We start from the raw sequence: 17,949 nt of genomic DNA, 5'->3' as shown, positions 1-17,949 counted from the left end.
TGTGACGGCCGGTTGACCTGGCGCGATGACGACTTGTTCCCGGGCTGCAAAAACAAAAAAGGCGCAGTGCAGACTGCGCCTTCAGTGTGCTCAGAGATCGCCTCAGGCGCCAATACAACGCAGCGCGTGGCGGGCAATCATCAGTTCTTCGTTAGTCGGGATAACATACACCGCGACCGTGCTTTGCGGGGTGGAAATGCGGCGTGGCTCGCCGCTGCGCACCTTGTTGGCGGCTTCATCCAGATGCACACCCAGCCATTGCAGCGGCGCGCAAACCAGGCGACGCAGGTCGTCATCGTTCTCGCCAATGCCGGCGGTAAAGACAAGGGCATCAACCCCCTGCAAGGCGGCGGCCAGCGAGCCGACCTGCTGCACGATGCGGTTGGCAAAGTACTCCACGGCAAGGCGGGCGCGTGGCTCGCTGCTGGCGTGCAGTTCGCGCATGTCGCTGGAAACGCCGGACAAGCCCAGCAGGCCCGATTCTTTGTACAGCAGCGATTCGATCTCGGCCGCGTTCATTTTCAGGTGCGTCATCAAATGCAGCACGATGGCCGGGTCAATGGTGCCGGTACGCGTACCCATGGGCAGGCCTTCCAGCGCGGTGAAACCCATGGTCGTCAGCACACACAGGCCCTTGTGCAGGGCCGCCATCGACGCGCCGTTACCCAGGTGGCACACCACGGTACGGCCAGACGCTGCGCGCGCATCGATATCAGGCAGCACGCTGGAGATATATTCGTAAGAGAGACCATGGAAACCCCAGCGGCGGATGCCTTCGCGCTCGGCCAGTTCTACCGGCAGGGCGTACAGCTGGTTGATCTCGGGCTGGGTGCGGTGGAATGCGGTATCAAAGCAGGCCACTTGCGGCACATCAGGCAACAGCCCGGCCAGTGTTTTCATCGGGCCGATGTTGTGCGGTGCATGCAGCGGGGCCAGCGGGATGGTGGTATCCAGCTCTGCCAGTACGCTGGCATCAACCTTCACCGGCTTGGTGAACGCGGTACCGCCGTGCACCACACGGTGACCGATCACCGCCAGCTTGCGGCCTTCGGTGTGGGCCTGCACCCAGTTGAGCAGATAGCGCAGCGCGTAGTCGTGATTGCGGGGCGCATCGGCCGGCAGTTTTTCATCGGCCAGCTTGTCACCTGCGGCATTTTTGGCAGAGAACTGGGGGTCCACGTAGATTCCCTCAACCTGACCTTTGTACAGCAATGCAGGATCTGCAGCAGTCTGGATGAACAAGGAAAACTTGATGCTGGACGAGCCGGCATTGATGATCAGGATCAGGTCGTTCATGTGGGGCTTCTCCTTGGATCGCGCGCCTGGGCACGACCCACAACGGGCTGGTTGGGCCAGTCTGGCCTGCCAGTGGGCAAGTCAGGCGGCAGCCTGAAAACAACCCTGGCACCGCGGCGGGCTGGATTACAGCGCCGATTTTCGGTTCAGGGCAGGCAAACGGATATACTGCGGTACGGACAGGCCTGTCTGCGCCTGTGAGTACGTAGTAAAACTACGAATGCATATTTTATGACGCCATCAAAAGCAAATATTGGTACATATCAATACGCTTTGCGTAGATATTTACCAGGTTGCGCGCCGGAAAGGTTGGCAAAACCAGCTTGAAGATAATGACAAAAGAATATACGACCCACCTCATCTGCGCCCCGGAATTTGACGGCCACGCCGTGGTCACCCAGCTGCACCGGGCTGAGGGCGAAGCGGTGCTGGCCGATGCCGTGCTGGTGACGCTGCGTGCGGGTGAGGCAGATATCGTGGTGCATGCCCCGGCGGCCGGTTTCATTGACCGTTTCATGGTGACGCAAGGCGATCAGGTGGAAGCCACCGGTCTGTTGCTGATGATGGAAGTTGAAGACGAAGACGGCGACATGCTGGAGATCCTGCCGCCGCCGGTGCAAGAAGGTGACGATGAACCGCCGCCACTGGTGTCGGCTGGTTTCACGCCGCGTCGCGATTACCTGGTGGTCAGCCTGAAAGCCGCCCAGCTGGCCGCCCGCCTTGGGGTTGATCTGGCCGAAGTCGCACCCGGTGGCACCCATGGCGAGATTGAAGAAGCCGACGTGGAACGCCACGTACGCGGCTTGCTGCGTCGCTGAGACGGCTCAGGGCCCGCGCCGGCCACCCAGCCAGGCTGGCGTGTAATCACGCACTTGCTGCACAAAATAGCCCCGCGCCTGACGGTTGAAGGTGACCATGCCCAGCAGCGCAATCACCGACCCCAGCAACACGCCATGCAGGCGGATGCCAAGGATCTCGATCCCGGCCAGATGATTGCCGCTGGGGTAGAACATCAGGTCAAACAACAGCAGGATCATGGCGGTCATCAGCGCGTAGTGGGCCCAGAAATTGCGGGCCAGCGCCAAGGGCCGCAAGAAGGCAAACAACACGGCCCAGCCATACAGCGCCCACGCCTGCGGTGTCAGATGGCTGACCAGCCAGGCCAGCGCGACGCCCACTACCGCCCCGAAAACGCTGCGGAACAGACGCGTGAGGCTATCAAGACCATCAGGGCGGGTGACAAACAACACCACCGTGGCGACCCACGCCGGGCGCGGGTAATGCGTATGCTGGGCAATCCATAACGCGGCGCAGGTGGTCAGGCTCAGGCCCAGCGCGTGCCAGATGCCGGCGTTATGCCCGGCCCGCATGCGCCGGAAACTGTTGCGCAGCCCGGGATGCTGGCGCGGTAATGCGCGTGGCCACAGACGGTCATCGACCAGCACCGTGATCACCCCGACGCCAATGCCGAACGCCAGATAGATAAACGCAGCCGCGGGCGGCGCAGTCAGGTAGGCGTACAGCACCAATGCCAGCGCGGCAAAGCGGAAAATATTGTCCAGCGCGACCCCCAGGCCATCATTCCAGCCAATCACAAAGGTCAGCACGGCCAATGAGACAAACATCATGATGTGATGCGGCCCCAGCCACAGGCCAATGGCGCCGCTGCCGACGATGACCACCAGGCCGAATGCTTGCGTCATCAGCCGGTGGCGGGCAGTGCCACCGTAATCAAGCAAGGTGGCATACAGGCCGCCAATGGCCCCCAGCAAGGCGCCGATCACATCGCCCGCCAGCAAACCGACCAGCGCGGGAATGCCGACCGCAATGCCGGAAGATACAGCCTGCCGCCACGGCAAGGACGCATCGGCATTCAGGGCCAGCAGATGTAGGGGGACCAAGGGTTCGCGCATGGCTTCAATCATTGACAGTTCAGCGCAACTTGTCCAGACCGGATTGATCTGGCCGGCACCATGCAAAACGCCCCGTGACCGGGGCGTTTCTGTTGTCGTCGCCTTGCGGAAAAGGCTTAGCGGCCGAGTTTGCCCAGCGCGCGGCGTTGCGCAACGGCATTGGCCAGCGTGGTCAGTGCTTTCTCGGTATCGCTCCAGCCAATGCAGGCATCGGTAATCGACTGGCCGTAGCACAGCTCTTTGCCTTCAACCTGATCCTGGCGGCCTTCCACCAGATGGCTTTCGATCATCACGCCGAACAGCGCCTTGTTGCCTTCGCCAATCTGCGCGGCGACATCGGTACAGACTTCCATCTGGCGACGATAGTCTTTGCGGCTGTTGGCATGGCTGAAGTCCACCATCAGCTTTTCAGCCAGACCGGCGCCGGCCAGATCAGCCATGGCCGCACGGACGTGGTTGGCGTCGTAATTGGGTTCCTTGCCACCACGCAAGATCACGTGGCAGTCCGGGTTGCCGGCGGTGGCGACGATGGCGGAATGGCCCATCTTGGTCACCGACAGGAAATGGTGCGGTGCCGAGGCGGAACGGATGGCGTCCATGGCGATGCGCAGGTTGCCATCGGTGCCGTTCTTGAAACCGACCGGGCAGGAAATCCCCGATGCCAGTTCACGGTGCACTTGCGACTCGGTCGTACGCGCGCCAATGGCGCCCCAGCTCATCAGATCGGCCATGTATTGCGGCGTGATCATGTCCAGGAACTCGCCCGCGGTCGGCAGGCCGGAGTCGTTCAGATCAAGCAGCAATTTGCGGGCAATGCGCAGGCCTTCATTGATATTGAAGCTGCCATCCAGGAACGGATCGTTGATCAGGCCTTTCCAGCCTACTGTGGTCCGCGGCTTTTCAAAGTACACGCGCATGACCACTTCCAGATGGTCCTTGAGTTCTTCACGCAGAACCTTGAGCTTGCGGCCGTATTCCAGCGCAGCCTTGGGATCGTGGATCGAACAGGGGCCGACAATGACCAGCAGGCGATCATCGCGATCATGCAGGATGTCCTGGATGGCCTGGCGCGACTTGAACGCGGTGGCAGATGCGGTCTCGGTGACCGGATACTTTTCCAGAACGGCAACCGGAGGCAGTAACTCCTTGATTTCACGAATACGTACGTCGTCGGTCTGGTATTGCATAAACGGTCCTGGCAGTGGCTGGTGCGCGAGCTTGTTGCACCGCAATGTTTTATAGGGGAAACGCTAGAGTAGCCTGCCCGTCATTTACGAACAAGAGCAAAGACGCCTTCTGGGGCGATCTGCCGTGAACTTGCACTAAACAGGTGCTGCAAACCCGTTAAATGGCAGGTGCGGGCTACCGGCGGCAAACAGCAGGGTGCGGGAAAATCCCGAGGGGTATAAAACAACACCGCACCTGGCCTAAGCGGCGACAGGTGCGGCGTGAGCAGCGTGCAGAACACGTTGCGGGCGACAGCAAACAACCCTGCTAAAGGGCTGGATCAGTCTGCGAACTGCTTTTTCAGACGTTCGCGGCGCTCTTGCGCTTCCAGCGACAGCGAAGCGGTCGGGCGGGCAACCAGACGGGCAAGGCCAATCGGCTCGCCCGTGTCTTCGCAGTAGCCGTAAGAACCGTCATCAAGCTTGCGCAGCGTGGAGTCGATCTTCAGCAAAAGCTTGCGTTCACGATCGCGGGTACGCAGTTCAAGTGCGTACTCTTCTTCCAGCGTGGCGCGGTCGGCCGGATCAGGCGTGGCTTCCTGCTCTTGCAGGTGCTGGCTGGTCTGGTTCGCGTTGGCGAGCAGTTCTTGCTTCATCTTCAGCAACAGCTCGCGGAAGAACTGCAGATGATCTGCGTTCATGTACTCGTCTTCCGGACCATTCCAGCTGAGGATGTCTTGTTCGGTGAGTTTGGCCATTGTGATACTCGCTTTTCAGAACCGGGCGGGGCCGGCAGTTTTAATAATGGCAGCTTACAAAACCCGGTCCGCCAAATGGGCATGGAGCTTAATCAACTCGTGCGCCCAATGCAATATCAGCCAGTTCACATCTGCCGTCGCTTTGTCGCAAAGCGCGACAAACGGCATGCAACTGGCTGAGTCCGTTCGACAAATTACGGTTTGATGGCAGTCCTGACCATCAAGCGTAATCCTATTTTTGTGAAAGAATCCATTTGACGATGACTTTCAGGTCTTCATCGCCGATCTGTTGGGGTGGCATGGCAATGGTGCCCCAGGTGCCGCCGCCCCCTTCTTTCACTTTCTTCATCAGTCTGGCTTCAATGCCGGGCTGGCCCCGATACTTGTTCGCGACGTCGTGATAAGACGGCCCGACGATCTTGTGATCGACTGCATGGCAGGCCAGGCAGTTGTATTTGGCAGCCACTTTGGCGCCGTCTTCGGCGTGGGCTGAAGCGGCAGCCAGCAAGGCACAGGAAACCAGTAGCGTACGAAGGCGCATTTTTCTGATCACATCCATATAAGGGCGAGGTGGCATATTAACAATGCCGGTCAGGCTTGCAAACGACGCGCCGGGCGGCTCGGGTTGGCGGCCTTGACTGCTATGCTACACTCGCGCGATGACTTCAATCACAGGCGATTTTGCAATGTTGCGCAGCGGCCGTTCCATGACGACCGGGTTCGTGGTGTCCGCGCTGGCGCATGCAGCGGTTATCCTCGGTATCGGCATTACGCATCCGGAAATCCTGCCCGCGTCCGCGCAGGAATTCATGCAGGTCGAACTGGTCAACAAAGCCACGGATACCGCACCTTCCAAGGCCAAGGTACGGGCCCAGGTGAACCAGGATGCCGGCGGCAATACCGATGCAGACAAACAGGTATCCAGCCCCTTGCCGGCCCAGACCGACAAGTTCAATGCCGAACTGCAACAAGTGTTGCGTCAGGAACAACAACTGGAGCAAGACTCTGCAAAGTTGATGACGCAACTCAAGGCGCAGATCCCGGCCACCATCAAACAGCTGCAGGATAACCAGGGCAAAAACCAGCAGAGCCAGTCCAATGGCGCTGATGACCAGAAGCGCGAGCAACAGGCCAAAGAATTGTCTGGCGCCATGGGCAAAATTGATCAGGACTACAACGAATACCAGCAACGCCCGCGCAAAGTGCGCATTGGTCTGGCGGCCAACAAGAGCCTGACCGCGTTGTGGGAGTCCGACTGGAAAGAAAAAATCGAGCGCATGGGCAGCGCGATCTATCCGACCGATGCCACCGGCAAGAAACTGTATGGTCAGTTGACCGTGACGGCAGAGATCAACCAGGACGGCTCGCTGCGTTCTGCCGTGGTGGATCGCAGTTCTGGCGACAAGCGTCTTGATAACGCCGCCCTGGCCGTTTTGCAGCGCTCGGCTCCGTTTAGCCGGCTGCCCAAAGGGCTGGTCGATGACAACGGCAATCGCGCCACGGTGCTGGTGGTCACGCGCCGCTGGTCGTTCACGCAGGAACATCTGCAAACCCTGGGCACGCAGTAATGCGTGTACTGGGGATCGACCCCGGTTCACGCGTCACCGGTTTTGGCGTGCTGGATATCTCGGGGCAACAGCGCGTCTACGTGGCTTCAGGTTGTATCCGCACCCCGCAAGGCGCCACTTTGCCGGCGCGCGTGGCCAGTTTGCTTGATGGTATTGCCGAGGTTTGCAAACACTACCAGCCGGATGTAGCAGCGGTGGAACTCGTGTTTGTGAACGTCAATCCGCAATCAACACTGATGCTGGGCCAGGCGCGCGGCGCGGTGCTGGCCGGGCTGGTGATGGCGGGTCTGCCCATTTCTGAATACACCGCCCTGCAGGTCAAACAGGCCGTGGTCGGCAATGGTCACGCCGACAAAACCCAGGTGCAGCACATGGTGCAACGGCTGTTGCGCCTGAACGGGCTGCCCCAGGCCGATGCGGCCGATGCGCTGGCGGTGGCGCTAACGCACGCGCAAAACGCCGGCAGTGTGCTCAAGCAACTGGGGAGCGGCCTGAAAATGCGTCGCGGCCGGCTGACCTGAACCAGACGCATCGTCTTTTTCGCTGTGTACGTGCCCTTGCCCGATATACTGGCGCATCTTCAGTTGAACTGTTCCAACTCCCCGCATCCAGGAAACCAGCATGATAGGAAGGCTGAGCGGTACGCTCATTGAAAAACAACCGCCGCAACTGATCATCGACGTCGCGGGCGTGGGTTACGAAGTCGATGTACCCATGAGCACCATCTACGTGCTGCCGCATCTGGGCGAAAAAGTCTCGCTGTTCACCCACATGGTGGTACGCGAAGACGCACAGCTTTTATATGCATTTGCCACGCGCGATGAACGCGATCTGTTCCGCGCGCTGATCAAGATCACCGGCATCGGCGCCAAGATTGCGCTGGCCATTCTCTCCGGTTTGTCGGCCGATGAGTTGGCGCTGGCCATTGCCACCGAAAACACCGTGCGCCTCTCCAAGGTGCCAGGTATTGGCAAGAAAACGGCAGAGCGGCTGGTGCTGGAACTCAAGGGCAAGCTGGGCAGCGTGGCGGCATCCACCGCCATGCCGGACAAAAACGCCGCGCCAGTGCAACAAGGCAGCCGCGCAGATGTGCTGCATGCCTTGCTGGCGCTGGGTTACAACGATCGCGAAGCCACCACGGCCATGAAAGAACTGCCGGCCGATGTTGAGGTGGCACAAGGGATCAAGCTGGCACTGAAGCAGCTGGTGCGCGGTTAAGCGGCGTTTGCACCGCCAGGTAACGCGCCAGCGCGGCAATGGTCAGAACAGGCATGTCGTGCTTGCGCGCGAAGGCGGTGATCTGCTGGCCCACGGCCATACTGCCATCCGGATTCATCAACTCGCATAACACGGCGGCCGGTTTGAATCCGGCCAGCCGCGCCAGATCAACTGATCCTTCGGTATGCCCGCGCCGCGCCAGCACGCCGCCGGTGCGTGCCCGTAGCGGGAACACATGGCCAGGCCGCGTCAGGTGCGCCGGCTGTGCATCATCAGCGACAGCGGCCAGGATGGTGGTGACCCGATCCGCGGCCGAAACCCCGGTGGTGGTGCCCGTCGCCGCTTCAATGGTCACGGTGAACGCCGTCTGATACCGGCTCTGGTTGGCCGGCACCATGGGCGGCAAATCCAGCGCGTTGGCCATCTCTTCGGACAAGCACAGGCAGACGATGCCGCTGCACTCGCGGATCATCAGCGCCATATCCGGGATCGTAACGGCCTCGGCGGCCATGACGATATCGGCCTCGTTTTCACGATCATCATCATCAAGCAGCAAAACCGGACGGCCTGCCGCAATGGCATCAATGGCGGCTTCAACGGTGGTGATATCGGCGGGGGTCAGGGAAACAGGGGAAAACTGCATGGGAAACGTCCTCGCAAAAAAGCGTCACAGCGCGAAAAACGTTTCAGGGCAAACAACACAAGATTGACGGATACGCACCCACAGCCGCCGGGCATGCGCAAAACGCAGCCCTGGCAAGGTCTGTGGGTGAGCACGCTTCTTTCATCCGGACTATCACCGTCGGCTCCGGAATTGGACCGGATCTGCTGACCTTCCCCATCACCGCTGATCCGGCTGCTGAAGAAGCGCTCGCGGGCTTGGCGACGGTCAGACGCTGACACGCGTCCCTTTCATCGCCCTACCGCCGGTGGGGAATTTCGCCCCGCCCTGAAGACGTACCTGGTCGGCTACAATAGCCGGATTGCCAGTCTAGCATGCTGCGATGCGCCATCCCTTGGTGCTTTCCCCATGCGGGCTGTTTGCCTTGCCTGTGGAAAAAAACGCCGATGATCGAAACCGATTCGCTGTCCGCCGCGCCGCCAGAGCGCCTGATTACCGCCAAAACCATGTCCCAGCAGGAAGAGCAGCTTGAGCGCGCCTTGCGTCCGAAAATGCTGGACGAATACGTGGGCCAGAAAAAGGCGCGTGGCCAGCTGGAAATCTTTATCGAAGCCGCCAAAAAGCGCGGCGAAGCGCTCGATCACGTTTTGCTGTTCGGCCCGCCAGGGCTGGGTAAAACCACGCTGGCGCACATTATCTCGCGTGAGCTGGGGGTAAACCTGCGCCAGACCAGTGGCCCGGTGCTGGAACGCGCGGGCGACCTGGCGGCGTTGCTGACCAACCTGGAACCGCACGACGTCCTGTTCATTGATGAAATCCACCGTCTCAGCCCGGTGGTGGAGGAAATCCTCTACCCCGCGCTGGAAGACTTTCAGCTGGACATCATGATCGGCGAAGGCCCGGCGGCCCGCTCGGTCAAGCTTGATCTGCCGCCGTTTACGCTGGTTGGCGCCACCACCCGCGCCGGCATGCTGACCAACCCGCTACGCGACCGTTTCGGCATTGTGGCGCGGCTGGAGTTTTACAGCGCAGAAGAACTGACGCGGATTGTCGAGCGTTCTGCCAGCCTGATGGATGTCAACATGGAAGACGGTGGCGCGTTTGAAGTAGCGCGCCGTTCCCGCGGTACACCGCGGATTGCCAACCGCCTGCTGCGTCGCGTGCGTGATTACGCCGAGGTGAAGGCCGATGGCGTGGTGACACGGGAAGTCGCAGATGCGGCCCTGCTGATGCTGGATGTCGATCACGCCGGGCTGGATGTGATGGACCGCAAGCTGCTGGACGCGGTGATCAACAAGTTCGGTGGCGGTCCGGTGGGCCTCGATAATGTGGCGGCGGCAATAGGAGAAGCCTCAGATACGATCGAAGATGTGCTGGAACCTTATTTGATCCAGCAGGGTCTTTTGCAGCGCACACCACGCGGCCGAGTGGCGACTTTACTGGCTTACCAGCATTTCGGTATTAACCCGCCCAATGCAGATGCGGGGTTTTGACTAGAGAAACGTGAATATTCACGCGGCATAATTTCATACGAAGAAAGGTGCTTCGGCGCCTAAAATGTTGCATTCAGGCCGCACATCAGGCCACCAAGGGAGAGAAAAAAACGTGGAAGTCGGTACCCAGGACATGTCGATTCTGTCGCTGATCACTCAGGCCAGTACGGTCGTGCAGGTGGTCATGGCGATTTTGGTACTGGTGTCGCTGCTGAGCTGGTGGCGCATTTTCAGCAAGCACTTCACGATCTCCAGGGCCAAAAAGCGCACGGAAGAGTTTGAAGACCGTTTCTGGAGCGGCTCTGATCTGAATGCCTTGTACGAACAAGTACGCCGCGGTACCCCCAATGGGATCGAGCGCATCTTTATTGCCGGTTTCTCCGAGTTTCTGAAGCTGCGCCAGAAAGGCGGCATGGAACTGTCTGACACCATGGAAGGCACCCGCCGGGCCATGCGCGCCGCTTACCAGCGCGAACTGGATTACCTGGACAAACACACCTCGTTCCTGGCTTCTGCCGGTTCGGTCAGCCCGTATGTGGGTCTGTTCGGCACCGTGTGGGGGATCATGCACGCCTTCCGCGGCCTCTCCAATGTCGGGCAAGCCACGCTGGCCAACGTCGCACCGGGTATCGCTGAAGCGCTGGTGGCGACCGCCATCGGCCTGTTTGCGGCGATTCCGGCGGTGGTGGCCTATAACAGCTTTGCGCATGATGTCGATCAGCTGGCCAGCCGTTTCGACAGCTTTATTGAAGAATTCTCCAACATCCTGCAACGTCAGGCTGCACGCTAAGGGGCCGGCGCTATGGCACGTACCCGACGCCCCCGCCGCGCGATGAACCAGATCAACGTCGTGCCGTATATCGACGTGATGCTGGTGTTGCTGGTGATCTTCATGGTGACCACGCCAATGATGCAAAGCGGTGTGGTCAATCTGCCCTCTGTGGGCAAGGCCGACAAACAGATGGATGTCGCCCCGGTGTTTGTCGAGATCAACGCCGATGGCAGCATCAAGATCAACGACAAGGGCAATACCGAGAGCACGCCAGACGTCAAAGGGCTGGCTGACCTCGTCAAAACGCACCTTGGCGAGAACGCGGATCGCCCGGTAGTGATCGCCGCCGACAAATCGGTTCGCTATGAAGCGGTCATGAATGCCATGGATGCGCTCAAGCAAGCCGGCATTGCCCGTGTTGGCCTGAAGGTGAACACGCGCTGATGAACGCAGTGATGGAACAACGTCCTGAACGGCATCCGGAAGAAAAAAACGCGCTCTCGCTGATCCTGGCGATTGCGGTGCACGGCTTGCTCGTGCTGTTTCTGGTGTTCTCTGTACATTGGCAAACCCACAAGGCCCAGACGGTAGAAGTCGAGCTGTGGGGTGGCACGCCGCCAGCACCTGAAAAAATTGTTGAACCTGTGCCGGAAAAACCGGTCAAGCAACAGATTGTGACCCCGGAGCCCGTGGTTACGCCTGAACCGAAGCCGGATATTCAGGAAGAAAAGGTCAAGGTTGCGCCCACGCCGACACCCACGCCAAAGCCAACGCCGACCCCAAAACCGACGCCGACGCCCAAACCGACTCCGGCCCCGACGCCAGTGCCGACCAAAGCGCCCAAGCCGACGCCCACACCGGCTCCGAAGAAAGAAAAGAAGAGTGAGTTTGACTCTTTGCTCTCGACCAATGCGCTGACCAATACGTCAGAAGCCAAACCGAACGGTAAGGCCGGCGGCAAGGGTAACAACCCGGATGCCACCGCCAATACGGGCCCGGCAGGCGGCAAAGGTTCGGGTGCAGGGGGTAGTGGCGGTTACCTTGCGGGTCTGGCCAATACCATCCGGCCGCGCATTGTTTACTCGCCCAACGGCGATGAAAACCCGGCGGTGAATGTACGCATTGATGTCCTGCCAGACGGTACGGTGACGGGTGCTCACGTCATCAAATCGAGCGGAAACAATGCCTATGATGAGGCAGTCACACGGGCCATTCTGAGTCTGGGCCGTCTGCCGCCGCGCCCGGGAAGTACGCCGTTTACCGGTGAGTGGCGCTCGTTGACGGGGAATTTCCGGCTCAAGGAATGATGCGGTAGCAACAGACCAGTTGGTATTGACCGAACACATGAAAAAGGAGAACGAACCCGTGCTGTTACGCTTTGCCCGTTTTGTTGTAGCCATGAGCCTGCTGGCCGGTGCCACTGCCCATGCCGACATCTCGTTTGATGTCGTAGGCGTGGGTGCCAACCAGTACCCGATTGCCATCGCGCCATTCCAGAACGAAGTACAGCAACAGCAGCCGGTGACGACGGTGGTCAGCGATGACCTGACCCGCAGCGGTCTGTTCAAGGTGATCGGTGCGGGTGATCTCTCGCCGGTGCCGTATGAGCAGCCGCAGATCAATTTCCCGGCCGTGACGGCCAAGGGCGCGCAGACCATCCTGATTGGCAGCATTACGCCGCAAGGCGCCCAGGTGTCCGTCAAGTTCCGCCTGGTCGATGTCGCCAGCAAACAGCAACTGGTGGGCTACGAGCTGATCGTGCCGCCCGCCAAAATGCGCTACGCCGCGCACAAGATCTCCGACATGATCTACGAGAAGATCACCGGCTTCGGTCCGATGTTCAACTCGCGCATTGCGTACATCACCAAGCAGGGCAAGCGTTTCGAGCTGCAAGTGGCTGATGCCGATGGCTTTGGCTCGCAAGCGATCCTGGCCTCCAACCAGCCGATCATGTCGCCCAAGTGGTCGCCGGACGGTACGCGCCTTGCGTACGTTTCGTTCGAAGATCAAAAGCCGATTGTCTACGTGCAGGATTTGCTCAGCGGCAAGCGCTGGAAAGCCGCCAATTTCTGGGGCAGCAACTCGGCGCCGGCCTGGTCGCCTGACGGTAGCAAGCTGGCGGTGGTGCTGACCAAACAGGGCGGCTCGCAAATCTATCTTGTCGATGCCAATGGCACCAACAGCAATCCGCGCCGCCTGACCAACACGGGCGACATCAATACCGAGCCGTCATTCACGGCCGATGGCCAGATCGTCTTTACCTCTGATCGTGGCGGTGCGCCGCAGATTTATCGCATGTCCGCCAGTGGCGGCAACGCAGAACGCCTGACCTTCCAGGGCGGGTATAACGCGTCGGGCAAAGTCAGCCCCGATGGCAAAACACTGGTATTCGTCACCCAGCAAGGTGGCGGCTACAAAACGGCTGTCATGGATATGTCCACCCGCCAGGTGCAGGTGTTGACCGATACCAGCCGCGACGATTCACCCACATTTGCGCCCAATGGCCGCATGGTGTTGTACGAAACACAGCTTGGTGGCAAAGGCGTGCTGGCGGCAGTTTCCAGCGATGGCCGCGTCAAGGCGCGTCTGCGTGCGCAAGCGGGTGATGTAAGGCAGCCGGCATGGGGGCCCATGCTGAAATAAAACCAGTAACCAGTCGGGACGCATACGCAGCCGTGCCAGCTAGAGCGGGCTGCGGTGAACCATCGCTGCCGATGGGTCGCACGTGCACACTTTTGGAGATCTTTGAAATGAAAAAAATCCTGATGAGCGCTCTGCTCACTGCCCTGCTTGCTGCATGCGCTTCCTCGCCCAAGCCGGCCCCTGTGACCACCACGCCGACACCGGCACCCGTGACCGACAACAAGCCGGCCACCGTTGACCTGACCCAGGGCCAGAACCTGCCGGCCAACAACCCGCTGACCGACCCGAACAACATTCTGTCGCAGCGTAACGTGTACTTTGCCTTCGACTCTTATGCCGTCGATGCCAAGTACAACGATCTGATCCAGGCTCACGCCAAGTACCTGATCGAGCACAAGGACGCCAAGATCATCCTGCAAGGCAATACCGATAACCGCGGTACCGCCGAGTACAACATGGCGCTGGGTCAAAAGCGTGCAGACGCCGTGAAGAAGCAACTGGCCGCACTGGGCGTGGCTGACAGCCAGATCGAAAGCGTATCGTTCGGCAAGGAAAAGCCGATCGAGCAAGGCGACACCGAAGAAGCCTGGTCGCGCAATCGTCGTACGCAGATCGTTTATCAAGGCGAATCGGCCCAGTAAGGCTTGATTGCTGAACTGAATCTGCTTATCGTGCAGCGTTGGGCCGGCAGGGGTTGGCCCGACGCTGTTTTCACATGGTGATCCGGAAACGATGAAACGAATTGCTGCCCTCATGGTGCTGGCATTTGCCGCAGCGCATGCCAACGCCGGTTTGTTCAGTGACGATGACGCCCGCAAGCAGATCCAGGATCTGCAAACCCAGGTGAGTGCGCAGGAACAGCGCATCCAGGTGCTGGAAGCGGGCAACAAACGCATGCTGGATCTGGTGAACCAGATTGAACAGCTCAAGCAGGACCTGGCCACTTTGCGCGGTCAGAACGAAACCCTGCAATACAACCTGGATGAAGCCACCAAGCGCCAGAAAGACTTGTATGTCGATCTGGACACCCGTGTGCGCAATATTGAGCAAGCCAAGGCGCAGGCTGCCCAGCAGCAACAAGCCAACGTGCAGCAAACGCTGGATGCTGCAGTGGCGCTGGCCAAAAATGGCAAGAACAAGGAAGCCGTCAGCGCGCTGACGCAGTTTATCCAGGCCAACCCGGACAGTGACCAGACGCCGGTGGCGCAGTACTGGCTGGGCGTGAGCCAGACCAATCTGAAGAACTACAAGGCAGCGCAGACGGCTTATGCTGCTGTGCTGGAAGATGCGCCGGACAGCCAGATCGCCCCGGATGCCCTGTATGGCCGCGCTGTAGCCGCCAATGCATCGGGTGACAAGAAGTCTGCCCGCGCATACCTGTTACAATTGCTGGAGAAATACCCCAGTTCGGACAAGGCTGCCATCGCCAAGAAGGCGCTGCTGACCACCAACTAAGGGTGTTTGCAATATTCAACGGCGTCGGTCACGGCCGGCGCCGTTTTTGTTTTTCCGCCGGACTTCTATCTGGTTGGGAAAACCCCAGGGCGTGCAGCGCTTGCTGCACGCCGTTTTGATAGTCCGCTGGACTGTGTTTCCGGCACGGAGTAACTGTTTCATGGCTGAACAAGCACCCTCTTTACGCATTACCGAAATCTTCTTCTCGCTGCAGGGCGAGACCAGCCGCATGGGCGTGCCCACCGTTTTTGTGCGGCTGACAGGCTGTCCCTTGCGCTGTGGCTATTGCGACAGCGCGTATGCATTTCATGGTGGCGAGACGCAAAGTTTCGACGCCATTGTCGAGAAAGTCCGCTCCTTTGGCGCCAGAACCGTCTGTGTCACCGGCGGCGAACCGCTGGCGCAAAAGCACAGCCTGGCTTTCCTCAAGCGCATGTGCGATGAAGGCTTTGACGTGAGCCTGGAAACCAGCGGTGCGTTGCCGATCGAAAACGTCGATCCGCGTGTTTCGCGCATTGTCGACATCAAAACGCCGGGTTCGGGCGAACTGGCCAAAATGCGCTGGGAAAACCTGGATGCCGTGAACCAGGGCGACGAGATCAAGTTTGTGCTGTGCGATCGCGCGGACTACGAATGGGCGCGTGACCTTCTGCGTGACAAGCAACTGACCGACCGCGCGCCGGTGTTGTTCTCGCCGGTCTGGGAAACCCTGAAACCGGCCGATCTGGCCGCCTGGGTGCTGGAAGATCACTTGCCGGTGCGTGTGCAGGTGCAGTTGCACAAAATCCTGTGGGGCGATCGTCCGGGGGTTTAACCCCAGCCCTGCACCCCGGGATGCGTTGCCACGGCGCACGCGCAAGTGGCTTGCCTCTGGCTTGCGTTGACCCTTGCTGCCGGTACGGTAAATAACACCGGCATCAACCATGGCGCTGGCATTTAGAGCCCTCTGCATCCCATACTTCTGGTTGTTTCACTCAACTCAGGTTGCCTGATGAAGCTGCGCATCATTGCCCGGCGTGTTTTGGTCCGCCTCAAAGAACTGCCCTATCGCAGCCGTGCCACCCTTGTATTCTGGTTCGGTGCTGCCCTGGTCGGTCTGATTGCGGTGCTGCTGGCCAAGGCGGCGGAATGGGCTTTTCTGGGCTTCCAGCATATTTTTGAGCGCTGGCACTGGTGGCCACTGCTGGTGTTGCCAATCGGCGGTATGGGCATTCGCTGGCTGATGTCCAGGCTGGGCCAGGGCGCGGAAGGCAGCGGTATCCCGCAGGCCATGGCGGCGATTGATGTAGCGGAAAACCCGCCTGAGGCCGAGCGCTTGTTGTCGTTGCGCATTGCCGGGATCAAGTTCCTTGGCATTGTGCTGGGCGCGGGCAGTGGTTTTGTTCTGGGGCGAGAAGGCCCGACCGTGCAGATTGGCGCCAGCATCATGTACGCCTGCCGCCGCTTTTTGCCGCTGGCCGATCCGGTATTCCAGCGCCAGTTGATTCTGGCCGGGGGCGCAGCGGGGATTTCTGCCGCGTTCAACACGCCGCTGGCCGGGATTGTGTTTGCCTTTGAAGAACTGGCGCGCTCGGTCGAAACCGAAACCAGCGGCAAGCTGATTGGTTCGGTGATTCTGGCGGGTATCGTCTCGCTGGCGCTGATTGGCGACTACACCTACTTTGGCCGTATCCGGGTGCCGGATTTTGAATACAGCATCTTGCCGCCGCTGCTGCTGGTGGCCGTGACCGCCGGTTTGATCGGCGGGCTGTTTTCCTGGCTGTGCGTGCACCAGTCGCGCTGGCTGCCGGGCCGGGTCTTGCAATGGCGCAGCGAGCATCCCTACTGGTTTATCGCGTTGTGCGGGCTGGCCATTGCGCTGTGCGGGCTGGTTTTGCCCATCTACGGCAGTGGCGCGGCGGAGACCAGCGCGGCGATTGGCGGCCAGGGTCCTCTGGCCTGGTACTACCTGCCGCTGAAGTTTGTCAGCCTGCTGGCGACCTTCCTCACCGGCCTGCCGGGCGGCATTTTCGCGCCGTCGCTGGCGCTGGGTGCGGGGGTGGGCAGCTGGTTCACGCCGCTGTTCGCGCATTCCATTGAAGTCAAGATCCTTGCCATTGGCATGGTGGCGATGCTGGCCGCAGTGACGCGGGCGCCGGTGACCTCCGCCATCATCATGATCGAAATGACCGATGGCCACGCGATGGTGATCTCTACCCTGGCTGCGGCCATGGTGGCCTCCAGCGTGGCCCGTATTTACCGAACCAATCTTTATCATGACCTGGCCGCCGGCATTCTCAAGCAGATGGCGGTCAGCTCCGGGAGCAAACACTGATGAGTACCACCAACGCACGCCCTGCCGTGATCCTGCTGTCTGGCGGGCTGGATTCCGCCACTTGCCTTGCCATTGCCAAAAACCAGGGCTTTGCGCCCTATTGCCTGTCGTTTGACTACGGCCAGCGCCACAACGCAGAACTCAAAGCCGCTGCGCGCGTGGCCAAAAGCCTGGGCGCGGTTGAACACCGCATCATCAAGATTGATCTGGCGGCGTTTGGCGGCTCGGCCCTGACCGATGCCAGCATTGAAGTCCCGACCGACGGCAAGACAGCCGACGACGAAATCCCGGTGACGTATGTCCCGGCGCGCAACACCATCCTGTTGTCGTATGCGCTGGCCTGGGCAGAGGTCTTGAAGGGCGACGACATCTTTATTGGTGTGAACGCCGTGGATTATTCCGGCTACCCCGATTGCCGCCCGGATTACATTGCCGCCTACCAACACATGGCCCGCCTTGCCACGCGCACCGGGGTAGAAGGCTCGCCGCTGACCATCCACACGCCGCTGATCTCGCTGTCCAAGGCGCAGATTGTGGAAACCGGCCTCAAGCTGGGCGTGGATTACAGCCAGACCGTGACCTGCTACAAGGCCGATGATGATGGCCGTGCCTGCGGCGTATGCGATGCTTGCCGCCTGCGTGCAGCCGGCTTTGCCGATGCCGGTGTGGCCGACCCGACGCGTTATCAGGGCGCCTGAGTGTCACAGGCATAAAAAAAACCGGGCCACATG

The 17,949-nt window shown here is 60.1% G+C and carries 20 protein-coding genes and 1 riboswitch; of the genes, 14 read left to right on the top strand and 6 right to left on the bottom strand.

Features of this window, described 5'->3' with window-relative positions:
- Nucleotides 1-102 precede the first annotated feature (102 nt).
- Nucleotides 103-1,296, bottom strand: a complete 1,194-nt coding sequence (locus IEX57_RS19905) for an acetate/propionate family kinase (RefSeq protein WP_188706870.1) — start codon at nt 1,294-1,296, stop codon at nt 103-105.
- Between the two features lie 332 nt (nt 1,297-1,628).
- On the opposite strand from IEX57_RS19905, the gene IEX57_RS19900 reads away from it, so the two are divergent.
- Nucleotides 1,629-2,114 carry a biotin/lipoyl-containing protein gene (locus tag IEX57_RS19900; RefSeq protein WP_188706868.1) on the top strand — a complete coding sequence of 162 codons (486 nt, stop codon included), beginning with the start codon at nt 1,629-1,631 and terminating at the stop codon, nt 2,112-2,114.
- Nucleotides 2,115-2,120: 6 nt separating this feature from the next.
- Here IEX57_RS19900 and IEX57_RS19895 read toward each other — a convergent pair whose 3' ends face one another.
- From IEX57_RS19895 to IEX57_RS19880, 4 genes are all read right to left on the bottom strand, one after another.
- The gene (locus tag IEX57_RS19895) at nt 2,121-3,209 is read right to left on the bottom strand and encodes an FUSC family protein (RefSeq protein WP_188706866.1); all 1,089 of its coding nucleotides are present in this window, start codon (nt 3,207-3,209) and stop codon (nt 2,121-2,123) included.
- A 116-nt stretch (nt 3,210-3,325) separates the two neighbouring features.
- Nucleotides 3,326-4,396 carry a 3-deoxy-7-phosphoheptulonate synthase AroG gene (gene aroG / locus IEX57_RS19890; RefSeq protein WP_188706864.1) on the bottom strand — a complete coding sequence of 357 codons (1,071 nt, stop codon included), beginning with the start codon at nt 4,394-4,396 and terminating at the stop codon, nt 3,326-3,328.
- Between the two features lie 320 nt (nt 4,397-4,716).
- A complete protein-coding gene (gene dksA / locus IEX57_RS19885) occupies nt 4,717-5,133 on the bottom strand; it encodes an RNA polymerase-binding protein DksA (protein WP_184101482.1) in 417 nt (138 codons plus the stop codon).
- 232 nt (nt 5,134-5,365) lie between these two features.
- Complete coding sequence (locus IEX57_RS19880; protein WP_188706862.1) at nt 5,366-5,674, bottom strand: c-type cytochrome; 309 nt, start codon at nt 5,672-5,674, stop codon at nt 5,366-5,368.
- A gap of 166 nt (nt 5,675-5,840) precedes the next feature.
- Between IEX57_RS19880 and IEX57_RS19875 the strand changes: the two genes are divergently transcribed.
- The 3 genes from IEX57_RS19875 to ruvA all read left to right on the top strand — a co-directional run bounded on the left by IEX57_RS19875 (nt 5,841) and on the right by ruvA (nt 7,919).
- Complete coding sequence (locus IEX57_RS19875; protein WP_188706860.1) at nt 5,841-6,701, top strand: energy transducer TonB; 861 nt, start codon at nt 5,841-5,843, stop codon at nt 6,699-6,701.
- Entirely contained in the window at nt 6,701-7,222 is a 522-nt protein-coding gene (gene ruvC / locus IEX57_RS19870) for a crossover junction endodeoxyribonuclease RuvC (protein WP_188706858.1), read from the top strand. The genes IEX57_RS19875 and ruvC overlap by 1 nt, the downstream gene beginning before the upstream one ends.
- Nucleotides 7,223-7,322: 100 nt before the next feature.
- Nucleotides 7,323-7,919 carry a Holliday junction branch migration protein RuvA gene (ruvA, locus tag IEX57_RS19865; protein WP_188706856.1) on the top strand — a complete coding sequence of 199 codons (597 nt, stop codon included), beginning with the start codon at nt 7,323-7,325 and terminating at the stop codon, nt 7,917-7,919.
- Here the strand turns inward: ruvA and ribB are convergent.
- A complete protein-coding gene (gene ribB / locus IEX57_RS19860) occupies nt 7,885-8,562 on the bottom strand; it encodes a 3,4-dihydroxy-2-butanone-4-phosphate synthase (protein ID WP_188706855.1) in 678 nt (225 codons plus the stop codon). The genes ruvA and ribB overlap by 35 nt on opposite strands.
- A gap of 130 nt (nt 8,563-8,692) precedes the next feature.
- A riboswitch (FMN riboswitch) is annotated at nt 8,693-8,880 on the bottom strand.
- Between the two features lie 107 nt (nt 8,881-8,987).
- Here ribB and ruvB point away from each other — a divergent pair.
- The 10 genes from ruvB to queC all read left to right on the top strand — a co-directional run bounded on the left by ruvB (nt 8,988) and on the right by queC (nt 17,916).
- Nucleotides 8,988-10,034 carry a Holliday junction branch migration DNA helicase RuvB gene (gene ruvB / locus IEX57_RS19855; protein ID WP_188706853.1) on the top strand — a complete coding sequence of 349 codons (1,047 nt, stop codon included), beginning with the start codon at nt 8,988-8,990 and terminating at the stop codon, nt 10,032-10,034.
- 112 nt (nt 10,035-10,146) lie between these two features.
- Nucleotides 10,147-10,824 (top strand): protein TolQ, encoded by a 678-nt coding sequence (gene tolQ, locus IEX57_RS19850; RefSeq protein ID WP_444544644.1) that lies wholly within the window; start codon nt 10,147-10,149, stop codon nt 10,822-10,824.
- Nucleotides 10,825-10,836: 12 nt separating this feature from the next.
- Nucleotides 10,837-11,250, top strand: a complete 414-nt coding sequence (tolR, locus tag IEX57_RS19845) for a protein TolR (RefSeq protein WP_229709142.1) — start codon at nt 10,837-10,839, stop codon at nt 11,248-11,250.
- Entirely contained in the window at nt 11,250-12,113 is an 864-nt protein-coding gene (gene tolA / locus IEX57_RS19840; protein WP_188706851.1) for a cell envelope integrity protein TolA, read from the top strand. The genes tolR and tolA overlap by 1 nt, the downstream gene beginning before the upstream one ends.
- A 37-nt stretch (nt 12,114-12,150) precedes the next feature.
- Complete coding sequence (gene tolB / locus IEX57_RS19835) at nt 12,151-13,449, top strand: Tol-Pal system beta propeller repeat protein TolB (RefSeq protein WP_188706849.1); 1,299 nt, start codon at nt 12,151-12,153, stop codon at nt 13,447-13,449.
- 122 nt (nt 13,450-13,571) lie between these two features.
- Complete coding sequence (gene pal / locus IEX57_RS19830; protein ID WP_229709141.1) at nt 13,572-14,090, top strand: peptidoglycan-associated lipoprotein Pal; 519 nt, start codon at nt 13,572-13,574, stop codon at nt 14,088-14,090.
- A gap of 91 nt (nt 14,091-14,181) precedes the next feature.
- A complete protein-coding gene (ybgF, locus tag IEX57_RS19825) occupies nt 14,182-14,904 on the top strand; it encodes a tol-pal system protein YbgF (protein ID WP_188706845.1) in 723 nt (240 codons plus the stop codon).
- A 160-nt stretch (nt 14,905-15,064) separates the two neighbouring features.
- The gene (gene queE / locus IEX57_RS19820) at nt 15,065-15,718 is read left to right on the top strand and encodes a 7-carboxy-7-deazaguanine synthase QueE (protein ID WP_188706843.1); all 654 of its coding nucleotides are present in this window, start codon (nt 15,065-15,067) and stop codon (nt 15,716-15,718) included.
- Between the two features lie 177 nt (nt 15,719-15,895).
- Complete coding sequence (locus IEX57_RS19815) at nt 15,896-17,218, top strand: chloride channel protein (RefSeq protein ID WP_188706842.1); 1,323 nt, start codon at nt 15,896-15,898, stop codon at nt 17,216-17,218.
- A complete protein-coding gene (gene queC, locus IEX57_RS19810) occupies nt 17,218-17,916 on the top strand; it encodes a 7-cyano-7-deazaguanine synthase QueC (RefSeq protein WP_188706840.1) in 699 nt (232 codons plus the stop codon). Before IEX57_RS19815 ends, queC begins: the two co-directional genes overlap by 1 nt.
- Nucleotides 17,917-17,949 lie beyond the last annotated feature (33 nt).

It is taken from the genome of Silvimonas iriomotensis, assembly GCF_014645535.1.
In the GTDB taxonomy this organism is placed as follows: domain Bacteria; phylum Pseudomonadota; class Gammaproteobacteria; order Burkholderiales; family Chitinibacteraceae; genus Silvimonas; species Silvimonas iriomotensis.
The sequence above is the reverse complement of the archived record's forward strand: the minus strand, read 5'-3'. Positions and strand labels throughout refer to the sequence as shown.